20 protein-coding genes, 1 pseudogene and 1 riboswitch are annotated in these 21123 nt (G+C 66.4%); of the genes and pseudogenes, 14 read left to right on the top strand and 7 right to left on the bottom strand.

Features of this window, described 5'->3' with window-relative positions; all coding sequences use genetic code 11:
• Positions 1-38: 38 nt before the first annotated feature.
• Positions 39-518: a hypothetical protein gene (locus ABS767_RS12325; RefSeq protein WP_408078755.1), complete on the bottom strand. Its 480-nt coding sequence runs from the start codon at positions 516-518 to the stop codon at positions 39-41.
• A gap of 77 nt (positions 519-595) precedes the next feature.
• Here ABS767_RS12325 and ABS767_RS12320 point away from each other — a divergent pair, with 77 nt between their 5' ends.
• Together ABS767_RS12320 and ABS767_RS12315 are read left to right on the top strand one after the other, a co-directional pair.
• Entirely contained in the window at positions 596-1966 is a 1371-nt protein-coding gene (locus ABS767_RS12320; RefSeq protein ID WP_408078753.1) for a M28 family peptidase, read from the top strand.
• A gap of 141 nt (positions 1967-2107) precedes the next feature.
• On the top strand, positions 2108-2347 hold the full coding sequence (locus ABS767_RS12315; protein WP_408078751.1) for a hypothetical protein: 240 nt from the start codon (positions 2108-2110) through the stop codon (positions 2345-2347).
• An 87-nt stretch (positions 2348-2434) separates the two neighbouring features.
• Here ABS767_RS12315 and ABS767_RS12310 read toward each other — a convergent pair whose 3' ends face one another.
• Complete coding sequence (locus ABS767_RS12310; protein ID WP_408078749.1) at positions 2435-2932, bottom strand: MarR family winged helix-turn-helix transcriptional regulator; 498 nt, start codon at positions 2930-2932, stop codon at positions 2435-2437.
• A gap of 267 nt (positions 2933-3199) precedes the next feature.
• Between ABS767_RS12310 and ectA the strand changes: the two genes are divergently transcribed.
• The 7 genes from ectA to ABS767_RS12275 are packed head-to-tail and all read left to right on the top strand — an operon-like array spanning position 3200 to position 10445.
• Positions 3200-3712 carry a diaminobutyrate acetyltransferase gene (gene ectA / locus ABS767_RS12305; RefSeq protein WP_408078747.1) on the top strand — a complete coding sequence of 171 codons (513 nt, stop codon included), beginning with the start codon at positions 3200-3202 and terminating at the stop codon, positions 3710-3712.
• Complete coding sequence (gene ectB / locus ABS767_RS12300) at positions 3709-5013, top strand: diaminobutyrate--2-oxoglutarate transaminase (RefSeq protein ID WP_408078745.1); 1305 nt, start codon at positions 3709-3711, stop codon at positions 5011-5013. The genes ectA and ectB overlap by 4 nt, the downstream gene beginning before the upstream one ends.
• 20 nt (positions 5014-5033) lie before the next feature.
• A complete protein-coding gene (locus ABS767_RS12295) occupies positions 5034-5450 on the top strand; it encodes an ectoine synthase (RefSeq protein ID WP_408078743.1) in 417 nt (138 codons plus the stop codon).
• Positions 5451-5479: 29 nt separating this feature from the next.
• The gene (gene thpD / locus ABS767_RS12290; RefSeq protein WP_408078741.1) at positions 5480-6400 is read left to right on the top strand and encodes an ectoine hydroxylase; all 921 of its coding nucleotides are present in this window, start codon (positions 5480-5482) and stop codon (positions 6398-6400) included.
• Positions 6397-7863: an aspartate kinase gene (locus ABS767_RS12285; protein WP_408078739.1), complete on the top strand. Its 1467-nt coding sequence runs from the start codon at positions 6397-6399 to the stop codon at positions 7861-7863. Before thpD ends, ABS767_RS12285 begins: the two co-directional genes overlap by 4 nt.
• Positions 7864-7871: 8 nt before the next feature.
• Positions 7872-9119 (top strand): MFS transporter, encoded by a 1248-nt coding sequence (locus ABS767_RS12280; RefSeq protein ID WP_408078737.1) that lies wholly within the window; start codon positions 7872-7874, stop codon positions 9117-9119.
• A 3-nt stretch (positions 9120-9122) separates the two neighbouring features.
• Positions 9123-10445, top strand: a complete 1323-nt coding sequence (locus tag ABS767_RS12275; protein ID WP_408078735.1) for an MFS transporter — start codon at positions 9123-9125, stop codon at positions 10443-10445.
• Here ABS767_RS12275 and ABS767_RS12270 read toward each other — a convergent pair.
• Positions 10442-11305 (bottom strand): ROK family protein, encoded by an 864-nt coding sequence (locus ABS767_RS12270; RefSeq protein WP_408079727.1) that lies wholly within the window; start codon positions 11303-11305, stop codon positions 10442-10444. The genes ABS767_RS12275 and ABS767_RS12270 overlap by 4 nt on opposite strands.
• Positions 11302-11885, bottom strand: a pseudogene (locus ABS767_RS12265) (TMEM165/GDT1 family protein). Before ABS767_RS12265 ends, ABS767_RS12270 begins: the two are co-directional and overlap by 4 nt.
• A gap of 22 nt (positions 11886-11907) precedes the next feature.
• Positions 11908-12084, bottom strand: a riboswitch (yybP-ykoY riboswitch).
• A 90-nt stretch (positions 12085-12174) separates the two neighbouring features.
• Between ABS767_RS12265 and ABS767_RS12260 the strand changes: the two are divergent.
• Together ABS767_RS12260 and ABS767_RS12255 are read left to right on the top strand one after the other, a co-directional pair.
• Positions 12175-12939, top strand: a complete 765-nt coding sequence (locus ABS767_RS12260) for a class II aldolase/adducin family protein (RefSeq protein WP_408078733.1) — start codon at positions 12175-12177, stop codon at positions 12937-12939.
• A gap of 1 nt (position 12940) precedes the next feature.
• Positions 12941-13675, top strand: coding sequence for an NYN domain-containing protein (locus tag ABS767_RS12255; protein WP_408078731.1), 735 nt, complete (start codon positions 12941-12943; stop codon positions 13673-13675).
• Here ABS767_RS12255 and ABS767_RS12250 read toward each other — a convergent pair.
• On the bottom strand, positions 13672-15555 hold the full coding sequence (locus ABS767_RS12250; protein WP_408078729.1) for an acetyl/propionyl/methylcrotonyl-CoA carboxylase subunit alpha: 1884 nt from the start codon (positions 15553-15555) through the stop codon (positions 13672-13674). The genes ABS767_RS12255 and ABS767_RS12250 overlap by 4 nt on opposite strands.
• Before the next feature lie 93 nt (positions 15556-15648).
• Between ABS767_RS12250 and ABS767_RS12245 the strand changes: the two genes are divergently transcribed.
• The gene (locus ABS767_RS12245; RefSeq protein WP_408078727.1) at positions 15649-16041 is read left to right on the top strand and encodes an endonuclease domain-containing protein; all 393 of its coding nucleotides are present in this window, start codon (positions 15649-15651) and stop codon (positions 16039-16041) included.
• 131 nt (positions 16042-16172) lie between these two features.
• On the opposite strand, the gene ABS767_RS12240 is transcribed toward ABS767_RS12245, so the two are convergent.
• Positions 16173-17774, bottom strand: a complete 1602-nt coding sequence (locus ABS767_RS12240) for a carboxyl transferase domain-containing protein (RefSeq protein ID WP_408078725.1) — start codon at positions 17772-17774, stop codon at positions 16173-16175.
• Positions 17775-17822: 48 nt separating this feature from the next.
• Here ABS767_RS12240 and ABS767_RS12235 point away from each other — a divergent pair, with 48 nt between their 5' ends.
• Positions 17823-18161 (top strand): DMT family protein, encoded by a 339-nt coding sequence (locus ABS767_RS12235; protein WP_408078723.1) that lies wholly within the window; start codon positions 17823-17825, stop codon positions 18159-18161.
• 1 nt (position 18162) lies between these two features.
• Here the strand turns inward: ABS767_RS12235 and ABS767_RS12230 are convergent, their stop codons facing one another.
• Positions 18163-19311 (bottom strand): isovaleryl-CoA dehydrogenase, encoded by a 1149-nt coding sequence (locus tag ABS767_RS12230; RefSeq protein WP_408079725.1) that lies wholly within the window; start codon positions 19309-19311, stop codon positions 18163-18165.
• 95 nt (positions 19312-19406) lie between these two features.
• On the opposite strand from ABS767_RS12230, the gene ABS767_RS12225 reads away from it, so the two are divergent.
• A complete protein-coding gene (locus ABS767_RS12225; protein WP_408078721.1) occupies positions 19407-20261 on the top strand; it encodes a LysR family transcriptional regulator in 855 nt (284 codons plus the stop codon).
• Positions 20262-21123 lie beyond the last annotated feature (862 nt).

The raw sequence follows: 21123 nt of genomic DNA, 5'->3' as shown, positions 1-21123 counted from the left end.
GACGCGCGATGTAGCGACGGCGCCCGCTTATGGCAAACCTAGCGAAGCCAGCGGCGCATCACAGGGTAAGCAGGGCCAGCGGGCGCCGACGCCGGATCATCGGCCATGCCCATCCATACCAGCATCGGCAGGCCGATATAGGTCCCCGCATCGAACGTTTCGACCAGCCAGTCGCCCTCGCCGCGATAACCCTGCGCATGGAACAGGATCCGCGAATCGATCCCGATCGCCCGCGCGGCGGCGTAGGACCAGGCGATCGCCGCCAGTTCCTCCCCCGCTTCGTCCGGCACGACATTGAGCGTCGGGCGTGCTGCCGGATCGGTGACCGCGACATGCCCTGCCTCGTGAAGAATATCGCCGGGCCAGAGCAGCCGGTCCCGATCGATCAGCAGGCCGCCGTCCCGGACGGCGATCGAGGGCAGGAAGGTATCGTCCGAGACCCGCCCGACCGTCACCGCGATGCCGATATCGCGCACGAACGCCACGACCCGATCGAACAGGGCAGAATCGTCATTCACCCGCGCGGGTGTAAAATCCGCGGGAGCCGACGGCAACGGTCGTGACGAACGCAGATTGAACGCCTAGTAACGGCCGCATGATGCATCGTCTCACCCGCCTCGCCGCCGCGACCGCCCTGATCGCGCTCCCTGCAACCGCGTTCGCGCAGACGATGGATGTCGCCGCGCTGCGCGATGCCGCACTCAAGGATGACCTGGCCTGGGAGATTACCGAAGGACTGACGACGGAAATCGGACCCCGTCTGGCCGGGACCGAGGCGGAGGCACGCGCGCGCGCTTGGGCGGTGAAGAAACTGGCTGCGCTGGGCTTCAGCAATGTCCGCAGCGAACCGTTCGACATGAAGACTTGGGTCCGCGGAGCCGAAACGCTCGAGGTACTCGCCCCCTTCCCCCAGCCGCTGCGCCTGACCGCGCTCGGCAATTCCGGTGCGACTCCGGCGGCCGGGCTCGAGGCGGAGATCGTCTATTTCCCGGACCTGGCCGCGCTCCAGGCCGCGCCTGGCGGCAGCCTCAAGGGCAAGATCGCCTTCGTCAGCCACGCGATGACCCGCACCCAGGACGGATCGCAATATGGCGCCTATGGTGCCGTACGCCGCAGTGGCCCGGCCAGCGCAGCGGCGAAAGGCGCAGCTGCGATCCTGATTCGCTCGGTCGGGACGGATTATCACCGCAATCCGCATGCGGGCGGCACCAACTTTCCCAAGGGGGTCGCGCCGATTCCCGCCGCCGCGCTGTCGATCCCGGACTCCGAACAGCTCGAACGCATCGTGAAACGCGGCCAGCCAGTGAAGGTCAAGCTGACCCTGACCCCGCGCCAGATCGGGACCACGCAATCGGGCAATGTCATTGCCGACGTACCCGGGAGCGATCCCGATGCCGGCATGGTCGTCGTCGCGTGCCACCTCGACAGCTGGGACCTGGGTACCGGGGCGTTCGACGACGCCACCGGCTGCGGCATCGTGGCCGCGGCGGCAAAGCGGATCATGGACGCCGGGACGCCCCGCCGCACGATCCGGATCCTGTGGGCAGGTGCCGAGGAAGTGGGTGTGTTCGGCGGCGCGGCCTATTTCAACGCGCACAAGGGCGAGAAGCACGCGCTGGCCGCTGAATCGGACTTCGGGGCGGACCGTATCTGGCGGGTCGATTTCAAGCTCCCGGACGGCGCTGCGGCGGTAGGGGACCGGGTGGCCGCGGCGCTGGCTCCGCTGGGCATCGCCCGGGGGCGCAGCCCTGCAGGCGGCGGCGCGGACGTGTCCGCACTGATCGCATCCGGGGTCGCCGGCATCGATCTGCAACAGGACGGCAGCCGCTATTTCGACCTGCACCACACGCCGGACGACACGCTGGACAAGGTGGACCCCGAGCAGTTGCGCCAGAATGTCGCGGCGTGGACCGCGATGCTCGCAGTGGTGGCAAACGCGCCGGAGGAAATCGGATCGAGCAAGTGATGCGGTGCACCATCTTCGGTCGCCGCAAACCTTGCTGCCAGATGAATTTCCATTGACGGGCGCGTAACGGGCGTTATTCCGACTAACTCGCACGGCAATCGGGCCGGGGCGAACCGAATAAATTTGCTTGGGAGCAATCGAATGAAGAAGGTCCTCATCGTCGCTGCCGCGGCCGGCCTGATGTCGCTCGCCGCGTGCGAGACCGCAACGGTCACGAACAACACTGCCGAGAACGTTGCCGATGCTCTGGAAGAGAGCGCCGATAACATGGAAATGATGGCCGACAACGCGACCAACGAAGTCGCCGAGGACGCACTCGAGAACGCAGCCGACAACCTGCAGGATCGCGCTGACGAAGTGGCGGACAACGCGACCGAATAATCTCGGACCGTTTTCCGGGACCCTCTCGGGTCCGGTCAATCGAAAGGGCGTCCCTGCGGGGGCGCCCTTTTTCGTTCAGGGCTGAATCTAGGACGCGGAGTCGCCGCCCGTTCGATCGATCGCCCCGCTATCGAGCAGCGGCGCGGCATCGTTCGCCTCGACCCCCAGGACGATCGACAGGCGCTCGATCGCCGCCAGGATCATCGCCTTCTCCCATTCGGGCAGCGCGTTGAACCCTTGGGCGAAACGCTCCTGGAGCATGTCGGGCGCTTCGGCGAGGCTCCGCGCACCATCCGGCGTCGACGAGAGCAGCGACTGGCGCTTGTCCCGCTCGCCCCGCGCGCGCCTCACGAACCCCCGTGCAACGAGCTGGTCGACAATCGCCGTGATCGTTGCGTGGCTGAACTGCAGCCGCTGGGCCACCGCGCTGGGTGTCACTCCCGCCGCCGCGTCGATCTCCCGCAATACCAGCAGTTGCGAGGGCGTGAGGCCGGTGACGGCGGCGAGGCGCCGGTTCCCGGTTTCGGTCGCGCGCAGAATGCGGCGAAGCCCGCGCAGAGTCGAACGTGCAATCTCAGAATCCATGTCCCCTGTTAGCGGCCCGACGGCATTTTCCAAATCGCCGCGGGCCGCTCGCCGTGGCCACCGCAATCCTTCATAGTCCGAAGGATTTTCCCGCCGGCGGGTTGCGGTTCGCTACCGGAACCTTATATTTCTTGCCGTGTTGAAGCCGGGTCGCAGATTGGTGGCCGGGCTATTTATTTTGGGAGATGAAAAATATTCGATCGGCAAGCCGACGAGGAAGCATCGTCTTCAGAGAGAAAGTTAAACGATTTACCGGCGCCGGACGCCATGTTGCATTTCCGCAGGCCGGTCGCGACCGATGGCCCTGCCATCACGGCGCTGATCGCGGCCTGCCCGCCGCTCGATCGCAATTCGGCCTATTGCAACCTGATTCAGTGCACGCATTTCGCGGATCACTGCGTCGTTGCCGAGCGCAATGGGCGTGTCGCGGGCTGGGTGTCCGGCCATCGACCGCCCAGCGATCCGGACGCGTTCTTCGTGTGGCAGGTCGCGGTAGCGGCGGAAGCGCGCGGCCAGCGGCTCGCGCGACGCATGATCGATACGCTGCTGATGCACCCCGCACAGCGTGGGGTCACGCACCTGATCACCACGGTGACCGACGACAATGCGGCGTCTTGGGCACTGTTCCATAGCCTTGCGCGCGACCACGGCGCCGATCTGGAGCGCAGCGTCGCCTTCGATCGCGAAGCCCATTTCGCGGGGGCGCACGCCACCGAATTCCAGGCCCGCATTGGGCCACTCAACAAAGATAAAATGCAGGAAGAACAGGGACTATCATGACCACGACACCCAAACCATCGCACCAGATTCCCGATCGCGACATCTATGAGCGCCGTGAATCGGGCGTCCGCAGCTATGCCCGCGCCATGCCGCGCCAGTTCGGCCGCGCCGAGGGCGTCTGGATGCACGACAATCAGGGCGGGCGGTATCTCGACTTCCTGTCCGGCTGCTCGACGCTGAACTACGGGCACAACCACCCTATCCTGAAGCAGGCGCTGCTCGATTACATCGCGGGCGACGGCATCACCCATGGACTGGATCTCCATACCGACGCCAAGCAGGAATTCCTGACGGCGTTCGAGGACGTGATCCTGAAGCCGCGCGGGCTGGATTACCGCGCGATGTTTACCGGACCGACCGGCACCAACGCGGTCGAGGCCGCGATCAAGCTGGCGCGCAAGGTGACCGGTCGCGAGATGGTGATCGCCTTTACCAACGGCTTTCACGGGATGACGCTGGGCGCGCTCGCGTGCACCGGCAATGCCGCGAAGCGCGGTGGCGCCGGCGTTCCGCTGAGCCATGTCAGCCACGAGCCCTATGACGGCTATTACGGCCCTGACGTCGATACCGCCGAGCTGCTCGAGCAGCGCCTCGCTGATCCGTCGAGCGGACTCGATGCGCCCGCCGCAATCCTGGTGGAGACGGTGCAGGGCGAAGGCGGCCTCAACGCCGCATCGCCCGACTGGCTGCGCCGGATCGCGCAGATCGCCAAGGCGCATGGCGCGCTGCTGATCGTCGACGACATCCAGGCCGGCTGCGGTCGCACCGGCGGCTTCTTCAGCTTCGAGGATATGGGGTTCACCCCCGATATCGTCACGCTCGCCAAGTCGCTGTCGGGCATGGGTCTGCCGTTCGCGCTGACGCTGTTCAGTCCAGAACTCGACCAGTGGTCGCCGGGCGAGCATAACGGCACCTTCCGCGGCAACAACCACGCGTTCGTGACCGCCGCCGCCGCGCTCCGCCACTTCTGGAGCGACGGCACCTTCCAGTCTGACGTGCGCCGCCGCGGCGCGCTGGTCGAACAACGGTTCGACAAGCTGGCCGCCGAATTCGGGTTCGAACAGCGCGGCCGCGGGATGATGCGCGGCCTGAACGTCGGATCGGGCGAACTGGCCTCCACCATCACCGGCGCCTGCTTCGATCAGGGCCTGATCATCGAGACCAGCGGCGCCCATGACGAAGTGATCAAGGTGCTCGCCCCGCTCGTCATCGACGATGCGGTGCTGACCGCCGGGCTCGACATCCTCGAAGGCAACATCCGGGCTGCGATGGCGACCGATTACGCCGTCGCCGCCGAATAACCAGAATAAAGGAACACGATATGATCGTCCGCAATCTCAACGACACCCGCAAGTCCGATCGCAACGTCCGCTCGTCCGATGGCTGGGCCAGTGCCCGCATGCTGCTCAAGGACGACGGCATGGGCTTCTCGTTCCACATCACCACGCTGAATGCGGGGACGGAACTCAAGATGCATTACCAGAACCACCTCGAATCGGTGTTCGTGCTCAAGGGCACCGGCACGATCGAGGATCTTGGCACCGGGGAGACGCACGAGCTGAAGCCCGGCGTGATGTATGCGCTGAACGAGCATGACCGCCACATCGTGCGGCCCGAGACCGATATTTTGACCGCGTGCGTGTTCAACCCGCCCGTCACCGGTCGCGAAATCCACGACGAGAGCGGCGCCTATCCGGCCGAAGCCGACTTCGTGCGCGAGCCAGCGCCCGCCGACTAAGTTCTACGACATCCAAAGGGGGAAGTCCCATGCAAGACATCTACCCGTCCCGTAACGCGGCCGCCGCAGAGATGCGGCCGCGGCAGGACCCCGTCGTCCATTCGCGATGGACGCCCGATGCGCCGCTAACGCAGGCGCAGACCGAACAATTCGAGCGTGACGGCTATCTCGTCCTCGAGAATCTCTTCTCGGACGAGGAGATCGGCTATCTTCAGCGGGCAGCCGGGACGCTGCTGTCCGACCCCAAGGCGCTCGATGCCGAGACCATCATTTCGGAGCCCGGGAGCGACGAGATTCGGTCGATCTTCGAAGTCCATCGCCAGAGCGACGTGATGGCGCGTCTGACCGCCGATGCGCGACTGGCCGAAGTCGCCAGCTTCCTGCTGGGCGACCAGGTGTACATCCACCAGTCGCGGCTGAACTACAAACCGGGCTTCACCGGCAAGGAGTTCTACTGGCACAGCGATTTCGAAACCTGGCACGTCGAGGACGGCATGCCGCGCATGCGTGCGCTGTCGATGTCGGTGCTGCTGGCCGAGAACACGCCGCACAATGGCCCGCTGATGCTGATCCCGGGATCGCACCGGACGTATCTGACCTGCGTCGGCGAAACGCCCGACGACCATTATCTGAGCTCGCTGAAACGCCAGGAATATGGCGTCCCCGACGAGGACAGTCTTGCCGAACTGGCACACGAGCACGGCATCGTCGCGCCGACCGGCGCTCCCGGCACGGTCGTGATCTTCGATTGCAATACGATGCACGGGTCGAACGGCAACATCACCCCCTTCCCGCGCGCCAACGCGTTCATGGTCTACAACGCCGTGAGCAATCGGCTGGAAGCGCCGTTCGGCGTCGAAAAGCCGCGCCCGTGGTTCCTCGCGCATCGCGGCGCGCCTGAGGCGATCCGGCCCGTACGGGGCGAACTGGTCGAAAGGGTGGCGGCATGAGCGAGGGCGCAAAGGGGACGCACAGCGTCGAGAAGATCGGCGGCACGTCGATGGCGGCAACCGCGACATTGTTCGACAATGTGCTGATCGCGGGCCGTTCGGGGCCGGATCTGTACAATCGCATCTTCGTCGTTTCGGCCTATGCCGGGATGACCAACCTGTTGCTCGAGAACAAGAAGACCGGTGAGCCCGGCGTCTATGGGCGTTTCGTTACCGACGATGAAAGCAACGACGGCTGGCGCGCGGCGATGGAAGCGGTTCGGAGCGCGATGCACGACCGCAACGCCGAAATGTTCGTACGGCCCGCGAGCCTGGCTGAGGCGGACGCCTTTGTCGATGAGCGGCTCGATGCGGTCATCGCCTGCCTCGACGATCTGGCCCGGCTGCGCAGTCATGGCCGCTTCTGCGTCAAGGAGCAGCTGGTCACCGTGCGCGAGCTTCTCGCCGGACTTGGCGAGGCGCATAGTGCCCACAGCACCGCGCTGTTGCTGCGCGACCGCGACGTCAACGCGCGCTTCGTCGACCTGACGCTGTGGAACGAGGAAGACCCGCGCACGCTGGACGAGCGGGTGACCGAGGCGTTCGCGCAGATCGACCTGGCCACCACGCTGCCGATCGTCACCGGCTATGCCGGCTGCACCGGCGGCATGGTGCGGCGCTATGCGCGCGGTTATACGGAAATGACCTTCTCGCGCATCGCCGTCATGACCGGCGCGCGCGAGGCGATCATCCATAAGGAATTCCACCTCTCCAGCGCCGACCCAAAGCTGGTCGGCGTCGACAAGGCGCGCAAGATCGGCCGCACCAATTACGACGTGGCCGACCAGCTCGCCAATCTCGGCATGGAGGCGATCCATCCGGGGGCCGGGCGCGGGCTGCGCCAAACCGACATCCCGCTGCGCGTGCGCAACACGTTCGACCGGCAGGATGCGGGGACGCTGGTGCGCGGCGACTATGTGTCGGAAGAACCGCGCGTCGAGATCATCACCGGTATCCGCCAGATGCAGGCGCTGCAGTTCTTCGAGCAGGATATGGTCGGCGTGAAGGGCTATGACGCGGCCATTCTCGAGGTGCTGACCCGTCACGGGATCTGGATCGTCAGCAAATCGTCCAATGCGAACACGATTACCCACTATCTCTCGGCCAGCGCCGAGGCAGTGAAGAAAGTGATCGCGGAGCTGGAGGAACGCTATCCCGATGCCGCCATTTCGGCGCATCCGGTGGCGATGGTCTCGGCGATCGGCAGCGATATTTCGCGACCGGGCCTGGTCAGCGATGCACTGCGTGCACTCGACGCGGCGGAGATCGGCGTGATCGCGATCCAGCATCAGATCCGCAATGTCGACGTGCAGTTCATCGTCGAAAGTCCGGACTTCGAAAAGTGCGTCTGCGTGCTGCACCGCGCGCTGATCGAGGATGTCCGCGACGCGGAGGGCACGGCGTCGGGCCGCCGGGCGGCCTGACCCCTTCGATGCTCACGGCGACCCGCCCCGTACAGAGCCTGTTGCTGGCCATCTTCGTGATGATGGCCGGCAGCGGCTTCCTGTCCACGCTGATCGGGCTGCGGCTCGAGCGCGCGGGGAGCGGGACGATGGTGATCGGGCTCGTCGCGACATTCTATTTCGGCGGTCTGGTCGTGGGTGCGCTGCGCGCGGGAGAGATTGTCCGGCGGGTCGGGCATATCCGCGCCTTTGCGGCGTTCGTAGCCCTGCTGTCCGCCAGCACGCTGACCTATGCGCTGCTGCAGCACCCGATACTGTGGGCGGCGCTGCGCCTGATCGACGGGATCTGTATCGCGGGGGTCTTCATCTGCCTGGAAAGCTGGCTGAACGACCGCGCCGAGCCGGAAACGCGCGGGTCGGTTCTCGCCTTCTACATGGTCGCGCTCTATTCGGGACAGGCGGTGGGCCAGCTGCTGCTGCAAACCGGCAAGACGATTCCGGCGGTGCCGTTCGAGCTGGCGTCGATCCTGATTTCGCTGGCGATCATCCCCATCTGCCTGACGCGCAGCGCGGCACCGGTGCTGGGCGAGGTCGAGCCGCTGTCGCTGCGGCGTCTGTTCGTGGCATCGCCGCTGGGCGTTGCCGGGGCCGGGGTGACCGGGCTTGCGCTCGGCGCCTTTTACGGGCTCGCGGCGATCTATGCCCGGCGGCTGGGGTTGAGCCTGGCCGATACGGGCACGTTCATGATGGTGGTCATCCTGGGGGGCGTGGCGCTGCAATGGCCGCTGGGGCGGCTGTCGGACCGCTATGACCGCCGCCGCGTCATTATCGGCTGTTTCGCGATTACGTTGACGATTTCCGCCGCATTGGCGACCGAAGTGCGCGGGCTCGCACTTTTGGTGCTCGGCTTCGGGTTCGGGGGGCTGAGCTTTGCGCTGTATCCGCTCTGCGTCGCGCACGCCAACGACCGGCTGCTGCCGTCCGAGCGCGTGAGCGCCAGCGGGCAGCTGGTGCTGCTCTATTCGGTCGGCGCGGCGCTCGGGCCGATGGGAGCGGCAACGACGATGACGCTCGCCGGGCCGGGCGGGCTGTTCCTGTTCATCGCGCTGTGTACCGCGGCGATGCTGGGCTTCGGGCTGTGGCGCCTTTCCGCCACCCAACCGGTGCCCGACGCCGCGCAGCAGGACTTCCAGATCCTGCCGCGCACGACCCCCGTCGCCGCGCTGCTCGACCCGGCATCGTCCGAAGACGCCCAGCCTCAGCCGCAGAAAGGCTAACTCATGACCCAGGCCATGCTCAACCCCGACGAAACGGTCGCCGACCCCGCGACGTTGCGCCGTGCGATCACCGCATCGGCGCTGGGCAATGCGACCGAGTGGTTCGATTACGGCATCTATGCTTATGGCGTGACCTATATCTCCGCGGCGCTGTTCCCCGGGGAGACCGACGAGGCGGTATTGTTCGCGCTGGCGACCTTCGCGATCTCATTCCTGATCCGGCCGCTCGGGGGCCTGTTCTGGGGTCCGCTGGGCGACCGTATCGGGCGCAAGTCGGTGCTGGCACTGACCATCCTGCTGATGGCGGGCGCGACGCTCGGCGTCGGGCTGATCCCGTCCTTCGCGACAATCGGCTGGTGGGCACCCGCGTTGCTGATCGCGCTGCGCATGATCCAGGGCTTCTCCACCGGCGGCGAATATGGCGGCGCCGCGACCTTCATGGCCGAATATGCCCCCGACGATCGGCGCGGCTTCTATGGCAGCTTTCTCGAGTTCGGGACGCTCGCGGGCTTTTCGTTCGGCGCCGCGCTGATGCTCGCCTTCTCGCTGCTGCTGGGTGATGCGGTGATGCACGATTGGGGATGGCGCATCCCGTTCCTGGTCGCAGCACCGATGGGGCTGGTGGGCATGTATCTACGCTCCAAGCTGGAGGACACGCCTGTATTCCTCGAGGAACAGGTCGTCGCGGAGGGGCGCGCATCGCCCGGAATCGGCAGCATCGCGCGCGATTACTGGCGCCCCTTGCTCGTCGTGGGCGGACTGGTGATCGCGCTCAACGTCGTTAACTATACGCTGCTGAGCTACATGCCGACCTATCTGTCGCGACGGATCGGGCTGACCACCGATCAGGCGCTGATCGTCCCCATCATCGGCATGCTGATGATGATGGTGTTCCTGCCCTATGCCGGGGCGCTGTCCGACCGGATCGGGCGGCGGCCGATGTGGCGCTGGTCGCTGATCGGGCTGCTCGTCTTTGCCGTGCCGCTGTACCTGCTGATGGGCACGGGTCTGGCGGGCGCTATTTTCGGCTTCGTGCTGCTCGGCCTGCTCTACGTTCCGCAGCTCGCGACCATCTCCGCAACCTTCCCGGCATTGTTTCCGACCAGCGTGCGGTTTGCCGGGTTCGCGATCGCCTACAACGTTTCCACCTCGATCTTCGGTGGGACCGCTCCGGCGATCGGCAGCGGGCTGATCAGCTGGACCGGCAACGAACTGATGCCGGCATTCTACATGATGCTGGCCTGTCTCATCGGGCTGGTGACGCTGCGCTACATGCCCGAGACGGCGGGCCGTTCGATGCGCGAGGACCCGTTCGCGCGCCCCTAGCCCGCCGCGCGGCGGGCGAGCAGCAGCGCGCCCTCGAGCCCCGCATGTTCGAGCGCCGGAGCGGCGACGAAGCAGGGCGCACCCGCGGCCGCGCCCACGCCGTAACCGCCGAGCGCGGCCAGCATCCGCTCCGCCGCGCGGTCGCGCAGCCCCGGGACGCTCAGCACACCACCGCCGGCGACGATCCGGTGCGGCGACCAGGCGAGCACGATCGTGGCGAACAATTGCCCGAGATAGTCGGCGACCGCCGCAAAGTCTTCGGAAAGGTCTTGCAACCGCCCGTCCCCGATCCGCTTGTGCACGGCGGGGCCAGCCGCAAGCCCCTCGGCGCAACTTGGATGGAAGGGGCAGGCGCTGGGCACGTCATCGCCCGACAGGCGCAGAACCGGCACATGCCCCATCTCCGGATGGAGCGCTCCGCCAAGGGTGCGGCCGTCACGGACCAGCCCCGCGCCGATCCCCGTTCCGACGGTGACATAGGCGACGCTGCCGCACCCCTGCCCCGCCCCGATCGCCGCTTCGGCCAGAGCGGCGGCGTTGACGTCGGTATCGACCGTCACCGGCACGCCGAGTTGCCGGGCCAGCGCCGCGCGCAGATTGGCGCCGGTCCAGCCGGGCTTGGGCGTCGCCAGCACCTCGCCATAATTCGGCGCGGTCGGATCGACGACGATTGGCCCGAACGCGGCGATGCCCACCGCGGTGACCGGCGCGCCCTCGGCAAAGGCGAGCAGGGCGGCGGTCGCCTCGTCCGGCGTGGTGGTCGGCCAGCGCGCTTCGGCGACGGTGGCGTTGCCGCGGACCAGCCGCGCGAGCAGCTTGGTCCCGCCGGTTTCGATCGCGAAGTAGATCGGGTCGGTCATCCGCTCCAGCTTAGCCACCCGCCAGCGTCTGCACGAGTACCCAGATCCCAATGGCGAGGAAGAGCAGCGCAGCGACGATCCGCACGGTCTGCATCGGCACGCGCTTGACGAGCTCGTTGCCAAGATAGACCGCAGGCACGTTGGCGAGCATCATGCCGAGCGTCGTTCCGGCCGTGACCCACCAGACCTCGGCGAAGCGCGCGCCCAGCGCCACGGTCGCAATCTGGGTCTTGTCGCCCATCTCGACCAGGAAGAAGGCGACGGTGGTGGTCAGGAATGGGCCAAACCGCGCGGGCTTGTCCTCAAGATCGTCGATCTTGTCGGGCACGAGCGTCCAGGCCGCCATCGCGATGAAGGATGCCGCGATTAGATAGCGAAACCACGCCCCCTCCAGCAACGCGGCGGCCTGTTGCCCGACCAACGCGGCGAGGAAATGGTTGGCGAGCGTGGCGACGAGGATGCCGAACACGATCGGCAGCGGGCGCTTGAAGCGCGTCGCCAGCAGGATCGCGAGCAGCTGCGTCTTGTCGCCGATCTCGGCGAGCGCAACGACAGCGGTGGAGGTGAACAAGGCTTCCAAGCAAGGTCTCCGGGCCGGGCGCGAGAATTTCCAACGACACCGCGCCTTCCCGCCCGGCCGGACGAAAAGCGTGGCGCCATTGGTCTCGCCCGAGCGCCGCGCAGTGCGGCATCTCCCTTCGCGCCATGGTCTCTCGACCAAGTATGTTGACGCGGAGGCCCGTCGGAAGACGGCTGGCTACTCCCCAGATGACTGATGCGGCTCCTAGCGCGTCGTGACCTAGGACGCAAGTTGCCCTGCCCCGCCCGGTCATGGCATACATACCGCAAGCACGAAAATGGAGAGGTTCATGGTCACCGCCGCCGCCGACAAGCCCCGGATCGTCACCGACGCCGAATGGGAGGCGCGCCAGCAGCTCGCCGCCTGCTACCGCGTGTTCGACATGCTCGGCTGGTCCGAAATGATCTACAACCACATCACGCTGAAGGTGCCGGGCGAGGATCACGCGTTCCTGATCAACCCGTTCGGGCTGCATTTCAGCGAGGTGAAGGCGTCGAACCTGGTCAAGATCGATATCGACGGCAACAAGCTCGACGACAGCCCCTATCCGGTCAATCGCGCCGGCTTCGTCCAGCATGCGGTGTTCCATCGGCATCTGCCCGACGTGCATTGCATCATGCATACCCACACCACCGCGGGAATGGCGGTGAGCAGCCTGGAGGGCGGGTTGCAGCCGATCAACTTCTACGCCTGCAACTTCGCCGGGCAGATCGCCTATCATGACTTCGAGGGCGTGACGGTGCGCGACGAGGAGGGCGCGCGGCTGGTCGCGAACCTCGGCGACAAGCGCATGCTGCTGCTGCGCAACCACGGCATCGTGGCGATGGGGCGGACCCTGCCCGAGGCGTTCATCAAACACTGGTCGCTGCAGCGGGCGTGCGAGATCCAGCTGGCGACGCTGTCGATGGGCAAGCCGCTGACCGTGGCGCCCGAAGTGGTCGCGGTGCACCAACGCGACCTTCACATGGCGCAGGTGCCGGGCGGCGCGGGCGCGGCGGACTTTGCCGCGATGGTGCGGCTGGTGGACCGCGTCGACACGAGCTGGCGCGAATAGGATGGTGGATACGCGTGAAGGCAATGTCGCCCTGCTGATCGACGCTGACAACGCCTCGCCCACCGCGATCGACCCGGTGCTCGGCGTGCTGGCCGAGCTCGGCTCGGTCAATATCCGCCGCGCCTATGGCAATTGGAGCAAGCCGGCGCTCAAAAACTGGGCGGCGATGACGCTGGAACATGCGATCCAGCCCTATCAGCAGTTCGATATCACCAAGGGCAAGAACGCAACCGACATGCGCATGACCATCGACGCGATGGACCTGTTGTTCGCGGGCCGCGTCACCGGGTTCGGGCTGATGTCGTCGGACAGCGACTTCATGCCCCTCGCCCAGCGCATCCGGCAGGACGGCGTGCCGGTCTACGGCTTCGGAACGTCGCGCACGCCCGCGGGATTCCGCGAGGCATGTACGCGCTTCATCGATGTCGAAGGGCTAATGCGCACGCGGGAGAGCGAGGCGGCGGACCGCAAGGCGGCGATCGAGTCGGCGGCACAGAGCGGGGCCGGGACGGACAAGGAGATGCTCGCCCTGATCATCGACGCCTATAACGCTTCGAAGCGCGACGAACGCGGCTACGCCCTGCTCGGCGAGATCGGAAAGCTCGCCGGAAACCGGTCGAGCTTCGACACGCGCAACTATGGCTACAAGCGCTTGTCGGACCTGATCGCCGCAATTCCGAACTTTCAGATCGAACGACGCGAAGGCGGACAGATTTTCGTCAAGCGCCTGCGCTAGGCGTCTGCCTTCGCCACCTTGACCAGCAGCGCATCGACCTGGACCTGTGCGCCGGGGGTCGCAGCGAGGGATTCGACGACGCCGTCAAACGGGGCGAGCAACGCCTGCTCCATCTTCATTGCTTCCAGCACCAGCAGCTTCTGGCCTGCGGTCACCGTCTCGCCTTCGCTGACCTCGACCGACACGATCCGGCCCGGCATCGGCGCGAGGATCGCGCCGTTGCCGGCGGCGCCCCCTGCCCCGCCCTCGGTGCGGTCGGCGGTGACGCGGAAGGTCGCGCCTTCGAACACCAGCAGCGCCGCGCCGTCGCGCGGGTGGCGGAAGAAGTGCGACGACAGGTCACCCTCTGCCGCTTCGAACGCGACGCGCGTGCCGCTGACACTGACCGCCCGCTGCGTCGCGGGGGCGCGGTTGAGGCGGAAGCCCTCAAGCCCCCGCGCGATCAGATAGCTGTCGGACGACGGGTCGCTGTCGAGCCAATACAGCGCGTGCGTCAGGTCGACCGGACCGGGCAGAGGGTCGATCAGCAATGCCTCACCACGCCGCTCGATCAGCCCGGTGTCGAGCCGCGCCGCGCGGAAATCGGCGTCGCCGAGCAAGCGGTAGAGGAACCCCGAGTTCGTCCGCACCGGCCAGACGGTGAGGTAAGAGAGGTCAGCACGCAGCAGCGCGATCGCATCGTCGCGCGTGTCGCCGTGGTAGATCAGCTTGGCGACCATCGGATCGTAGAAGGGCGAGATCGTCGACCCGGCCTCGACCCCGGTATCCACGCGCGAATTGCTCGGGAAATCGAGCACTTCGAGCTTGCCCGTGCTCGGCAGGAAGCCCTTGGCGGGATCTTCGGCATAGAGCCGCGCCTCGATCGCATGCCCGTTGATCGACAGTTCTTCCTGCCGCAGCGGGAGCGGTTCACCCGATGCGACGCGCAGCTGCCATTCGACCAAATCGACGCCGGTGATCGCCTCGGTCACCGGATGCTCGACCTGAAGCCGCGTGTTCATTTCCATGAACCAGATGCGGTCGGCGTGGAGGCCCTGCGACGCGTCGGCGATGAACTCGATCGTCCCTGCGCCGACATACTTGACAGCACGCGCGGCCTTGACCGCCGCCTCGCACACCGCGAGCCGCGCCGACTTGCTCATGCCCGGCGCGGGGGCTTCCTCGATCACCTTCTGGTGGCGGCGCTGCATCGAGCAGTCGCGTTCGAACAGGTGGACGATGTTGCCGTGGCTGTCGCCGAACACCTGCACCTCGATATGGCGCGGGGCGAGGATGTATTTTTCGATGAGCACCTGGGTATTGCCGAACGAGGATGCGGCCTCGCGCTGGCAGCTGGCGAGCGCGTCGGCGAAGTCCTCAGGCGCGTCGACGCGCCGCATCCCCTTGCCCCCGCCGCCCGCGACCGCCTTGATCAGGACCGGGTAGCCGATGCGGTCGGCTTCGGATTGCAGGCGTTCGGGCGACTGGTCTTCGCCGAGATAGCCGGGGGTGACGGGGACGCGGGCGTCCTGCATCAGCTTCTTGGCCGCGTCCTTGAGGCCCATCGCGCGGATGCTGTCGGGGTTTGGGCCGACCCAGATGAGGCCCGCGGCCTGTACGGCTTCGGCGAACTCCGCATTTTCGGAGAGGAAGCCGTAGCCGGGGTGGATGGCTTCGGCTCCGGTTTGCTGGGCGGCGGCGATGATGCGCTCGCCGATGAGGTAGGAGTCGCGCGCGGGGGATGCGCCGATATGCACCGCCTCATCCGCGCAGCGGACATGGAGCGCGTTAGCGTCGGCGTCGGAATAGACCGCAACGGTGCGGATGCCGAGTTTCCGCGCGGTGCGGATGATGCGGCACGCGATCTCGCCGCGGTTGGCGATGAGGAGGGAGGTGATCATGGGGTTTCCTCAATTCCTCCCCGAGCTTGTCTCGGGGAGGGGGACCATGCGAAGCATGGTGGAGGGGCGCGCGAAGCGCGAAAGGGCGGTCACATGCTGAAAGGCAATGGCAAGTCGTACCGCCGCGCGAAGCGGGCGCGCCGCGAGCTGACGCTGCCCGAGGCGCTGCTGTGGCGCGAGTTGCGCGGGCGCGGGGCCGACAAATGGCGCAAGCAGCATCCGGCAGGGCCGTATATTCTCGATTTTTACTGCGACCGCGCGAAGCTGTGCGTCGAGGTGGATGGCGAGGCGCATGAATACGGCGATCGGCCTGAACGCGATGCGCGACGGGATGCTTGGCTGGCGGCGCAGGGGGTTGCGACGTTGCGACTTCCGGCGAGTGAGGTGTTGAACAACCTCAGCGGAGTTCTCGCGTATATCGCGCAGGCGACGCGCGCGAGATGCAATTCCTCCCCCAATGGGGGAGGTGGCAGCGCGCAGCGCTGACGGAGGGGCCGCCCCGCAGAGGGCGGTGTTTGAGGAAGGGTTCACCGCCGTCTGCGCGGCGGCCCCTCCACCGCCGCTTCGCGGCGGTCCCCCTCCCCCAGCAAGCTGGGGGAGGAATTGCGCGCCGCCCATCACATCCGGAACACGCCGAAGCGTGTCCCCTCCTCCACCGGCGCGTTCAGCGTTGCGGCGAAGGCCAGGCCGAGGACATCGCGAGTTTGCGCCGGGTCGATGATGCCGTCGTCCCACAGGCGGGCTGTGGCGTGCCAGGGGTTGCCCTGGGCCTCGTAATCGTCGCGGATCGGTTGCTTGAAGGCTTCGGCTTGCTCGGGCGTCCATTTGTCGGCGTCGCGATGGACCGTCGCCAGCACGCTCGCCGCCTGTTCGCCGCCCATCACGCTGATGCGGCTGTTGGGCCAGCTGAACAGGAAGCGGGGGCTGTAGGCGCGGCCGCACATGCCGTAATTGCCGGCGCCGAAGCTGCCGCCGATCAGCACGGTGATCTTGGGCACGCTGGCGGTGGCGACCGCCGTGACCAGCTTGGCGCCGTGTTTGGCGATGCCCTCTGCTTCGTACTTGCCGCCGACCATGAAGCCGCTGATGTTCTGGAGGAACAAGAGCGGGATACGGCGCTGGCAGGCGAGTTCGATGAAGTGCGCGCCCTTGACTGCGCTTTCGCTGAACAACACGCCGTTATTGGCGAGGATCGCGACCGGCATACCCCAGATATGCGCGAAGCCGCAGACGAGAGTGGTGCCGTAGAGCGATTTGAACTCGTGGAACTCGCTGCCGTCGACCAGCCGCGCGATGACTTCGTGGACGTCATAGGGGGCGCGGACGTCGGTCGGGACGATGCCGTAGAGCTCCTCTGCGTCGAATTTGGGCGGGCGCGGGTCGCGGAGTTCGATGTCGGGTTTGCGGTCGGCGGGCAGGTGGCTGACGATGTCGCGGACGATGGTCAGCGCGTGTTCGTCATTGTCGGCGACATGATCGACCACGCCCGATTTGCGCCCGTGCAGGTCGCCGCCGCCGAGATCCTCCGCGCTGATTTCCTCGCCCGTCGCGGCCTTTACCAGCGGCGGACCGGCGAGGAAGATCGTGCCCTGTTCACGCACGATCACGCTTTCGTCCGACATGGCGGGGACATAGGCGCCGCCCGCCGTGCAGCTGCCCATGACGCAGGCGATCTGGGGGATGCCCTTGGCGCTCATGTTCGCCTGGTTGAAGAAGATACGGCCGAAATGGTCGCGGTCGGGGAAGACTTCGGCCTGATGCGGCAGGTTCGCGCCGCCACTATCGACGAGGTAGATGCACGGCAGCCGGTTGGCCTCGGCAATCTCCTGCGCGCGCAGGTGCTTCTTAACCGTCATCGGGTAGTAGGTGCCGCCCTTCACCGTCGCGTCGTTGCACACGATCATGCAGGTGCGGCCCGAGACGCGGCCGATTCCGGCGATCATGCCGGCGCCGGGGACCTCGCCCTCATACATGTCGCATGCGGCGAGCTGGCCGATCTCGAGGAAGGGCGCGCCGGGGTCGAGCAGGCGCTCGACGCGGTCGCGCGGAAGCAGTTTGCCGCGGGACGTGTGGCGCTCGCGGCTTTTCTCGTTGCCGCCCAACGCGGCCTGCGCGACATCGGCGCGGAGCTTTTCGGCGAGCGCGCGATTGTGCGCAGCATTGGCGCGGAAGCCTTCGTCTTCGGGCGACAGGACCGACTTGAGAACCGGGCCGCTCATCTTGCGACTCCCGCAGTGGTCGCGCAGAGCGGAGCGGAGGGAGTTTTCATGGCGACAATCCTGCTGCTGATCGCGTCGAATGTGTTCATGACGATCGCGTGGTACTGGCATCTCGGCAAAGGCGGGCTCGAGAAGCCGTTGCTGTCCGTGATCCTGATTTCCTGGGCAATCGCGGGGGTCGAATATTGCTTCGCCGTGCCCGCCAATCGCGTCGGCTTCCTCGCCGGCTGGACGCCGGGCCAGCTCAAGATCGTCCAGGAAGCCATCGCGCTCACCGTGTTCGGCGTATTCATGGTCGCGGTGCTGGGCGAAGCGCTGCACTGGCGCCATTTCGCCGCGTTCGCCTGCATCATGGCCGCGGTCGGCTTCCTGTTCGTCGGCAAATAGATCAAGCTGCCCCCACCAGCTCGCGCCCGATCAGCATGCGGCGGATCTCGTTGGTCCCCGCGCCGATGTCGAGCAGCTTGGCGTCGCGCAGGAAGCGCTCGACCGGCCAGTCCTTGGTATAGCCCGCGCCGCCCAGCGCCTGCACCGCCTCGCCTGCGACTTTGAACGCATTTTCGGACGCGAGCAGGATCGCGCCGGCCGCGTCGAAGCGGGTCGTCTTGCCCGCATCGCATGCACGGGCGACGGCATAGACATAGGCGCGCGCGGAGTTGAGCGCGACATACATGTCGGCGACCTTGGCCTGCATCAGCTGGAAGCTGCCGATCGCCTGGCCGAACTGCTTGCGCTCACGCAGATAGGGCAGGACGACGTCGAGGCACGCCTGCATGATGCCGAGCTGGATACCGGCGAGCACCGTGCGCTCATAGTCGAGGCCGCTCATCAGCACACCGACGCCGCCGTTGAGCGGGCCCATGACGTTCTCTTCGGGCACTTCGCAATCGGTGAAGACGAGCTCGGCGGTGGGCGAGCCGCGCATGCCCATCTTGTCGATCTTCTGGCCGATCTCGAACCCCTTCATGTCCTTTTCGATCAGGAAGGTGGTGATGCCGCGCGATCCCTCGCCGGTCTTGGCATAGACCACCAACGTATCGGCATAGGCCGCGTTGGTGATCCAGAATTTGGTGCCGTTGAGGACGTAGCGATCACCCTTGTGCTCGGCGCGCAGCTTCATGCTGACGACGTCGCTGCCCGCGCCCGCTTCCGACATGGCGAGGCTGCCGACATGCTCGCCGCTGACGAGCTTGGGGAGATATTTCGCCTTCTGCTCGGCATTGCCCCAGCGGCGGATCTGGTTGACACACAGGTTGGAGTGGGCGCCATAGCTGAGCCCGATCGAGGCCGAGGCGCGCGACACTTCCTCACACGCAATGACATGTTCGAGATAGCCGAGGCCGAGGCCGCCAAATTCCTCCTCGACCGTGATGCCGTGCAGGCCGACCTCGCCCATGGCGGGCCACAGCTCGCGCGGGAACCAGTCGTCGGCGTCGATCTTCGCGGCGAGCGGCGCGATCTGTTCGCGCGAGAAGCGCTCGGTCGTCTCACGGATCATGTCCGCGGTTTCGCCCAGCGCGAAATCCATCTGGGGCAGGCTCATACGCTCTCCTGGATGTTTTGCGGGAGTGTAGCGGCTCGGCGCGGCGATGAGAAATTGAAAGGCGGCGCGGCACAGCATAGACGGTATCTATGATCGAACGCTATTTGCTGCGCTATTTCCTTGCCGTCATCGATAGCGGGACGTTCACCGCCGCCGCCGCGCAGATGAACGTGTCGCAGCCGACGCTATCCGCGGGGATCGCCAAGCTCGAGCGCGAGGCGGGCACGACGCTGCTCCGCCGCACGAGCCAGCGGGTCGAGCTGACCGAGGCCGGCGCGCAATTCGCTGTCCATGCGCGGCGGATCGAGCGCGAGTTCAACCTGGCGGCAGCGGCGGTGGGGGGTATCGCGCAGCCCGCGACAGTGCGGCTGGGGGTGCTGACGACGATCGCGAGTGGGGAGCTGGCGGCGCTGGTCGCGCAAATTGCTGCCGATGCGCCGGGGCTGACGGTCGAGCTGGTCGAGGGGAGTGCGACGGTACTGGCCCAGCATCTGGCGCGGGGGCGCATTGATCTCGCGCTCAGCGCGGTGCATGGCGAGCCGGGCGGCGCTGCGGAGGCGCTGCGCAGCGAACCCTATCTGCTCGCCCTGCCCGCCGCGCACCCGCTCGCCGGGGAAGCGGCGCTGCCGGGCGAGGCGCTGGCCGGAGAGACGATGATCGTGCGGCGCAGCTGCGAGGCGTTGTCGGAGACCAGCCGCTACTTCACCCGGCGCGGGATCCGCCCGCATTTCGCGCTGCGGACGCCGAACGACGATCGTGCGCTGGCGATGGTCGCGGCAGGGCTCGGCGCAACGGTCGTGCCGGCGTCGCACCGCCATCCGGGGGTGGCCAATCCGGCGCTGATCGGGTTTGATCTGCGGCGGACGCTGGTGTTGGTGCGCGGGGAGGATGCGCGCGAGGGGATGGCGGCGGTGGTGGACGCGGTGCGGGGGTGTTTGGGGTGAGTGGGGTTGAGGGTGCTTGAGTGCCGCTGTCAGGACGGCGGGCTAACGGCAGTAATTGGTGGAAAGCGGACCAGATGCTTTCACAAGCTGCACGGCGATGGCGGACAACCGATAATCGGCTACCATGTGGCCGCACCGATGTGAGAGCATGCAAATCCCTGACAAATGCCATGGTTATAGCGACTCGAATCTTCCTATCTCTCGCCTTCTTGGCAGCAACGTCATGCAACCATCCTCGGATTGAGAAGGAAGACGCAGTCGAGAGGGCCCGCGAGGCGGCTAAGACACACCCGATTTTCGGTAGATCCAAGATGGACTGGCGCGACCCCCACGTCATCGACGAAGGCGATACGTTTCGGGTCCGGTTCTCCCCAGCACCCGGTTGGATGGGCGGTCGATCACTTACTCTGTAAACAAGTCCAACGGGACCGTGCAGGTCGCTTCCGCCGAGCAGTAGGCGCTGCCGACCTCGACCGGCAATAACTTACGGCGGCAAATGGGTCGATTGCGGTCGGGCGCCTTCTGGGATCGCATCCGGAGCGCGGACAAACGCTGGAATTTGTGTGGGAAGCGGTCGTACCCCAACCCGTCCTACCGAACTTGTTTCAGCATCCACTCTTCCACCCGCGGGTCCTTCGCCTGCGGAGAAGTGGATCCTGAAACAAGTTCAGGATGACGGAGTGAAGGGACGAGTGCGTCCGCGACGGGGTCGTGAGCAGACAGTCTGCTTTCACGAGCCTCGACCCGGTCGCGGCCGCCCCTCAATCGGTCTGCGGCTGGTCCCCCTGACGTGCGCCCCTGGAATGTGACCGATTTTGGGTAGAGTCCGCCTCGAAGGAGTCGGACGAAAATGAAGCGCAGC

It is taken from the genome of Sphingomonas plantiphila (assembly GCF_046000505.1).
Taxonomy (GTDB): Bacteria; Pseudomonadota; Alphaproteobacteria; order Sphingomonadales; family Sphingomonadaceae; genus Sphingomonas; species Sphingomonas plantiphila.
The sequence above is the reverse complement of the archived record's forward strand: the minus strand, read 5'-3'. Positions and strand labels throughout refer to the sequence as shown.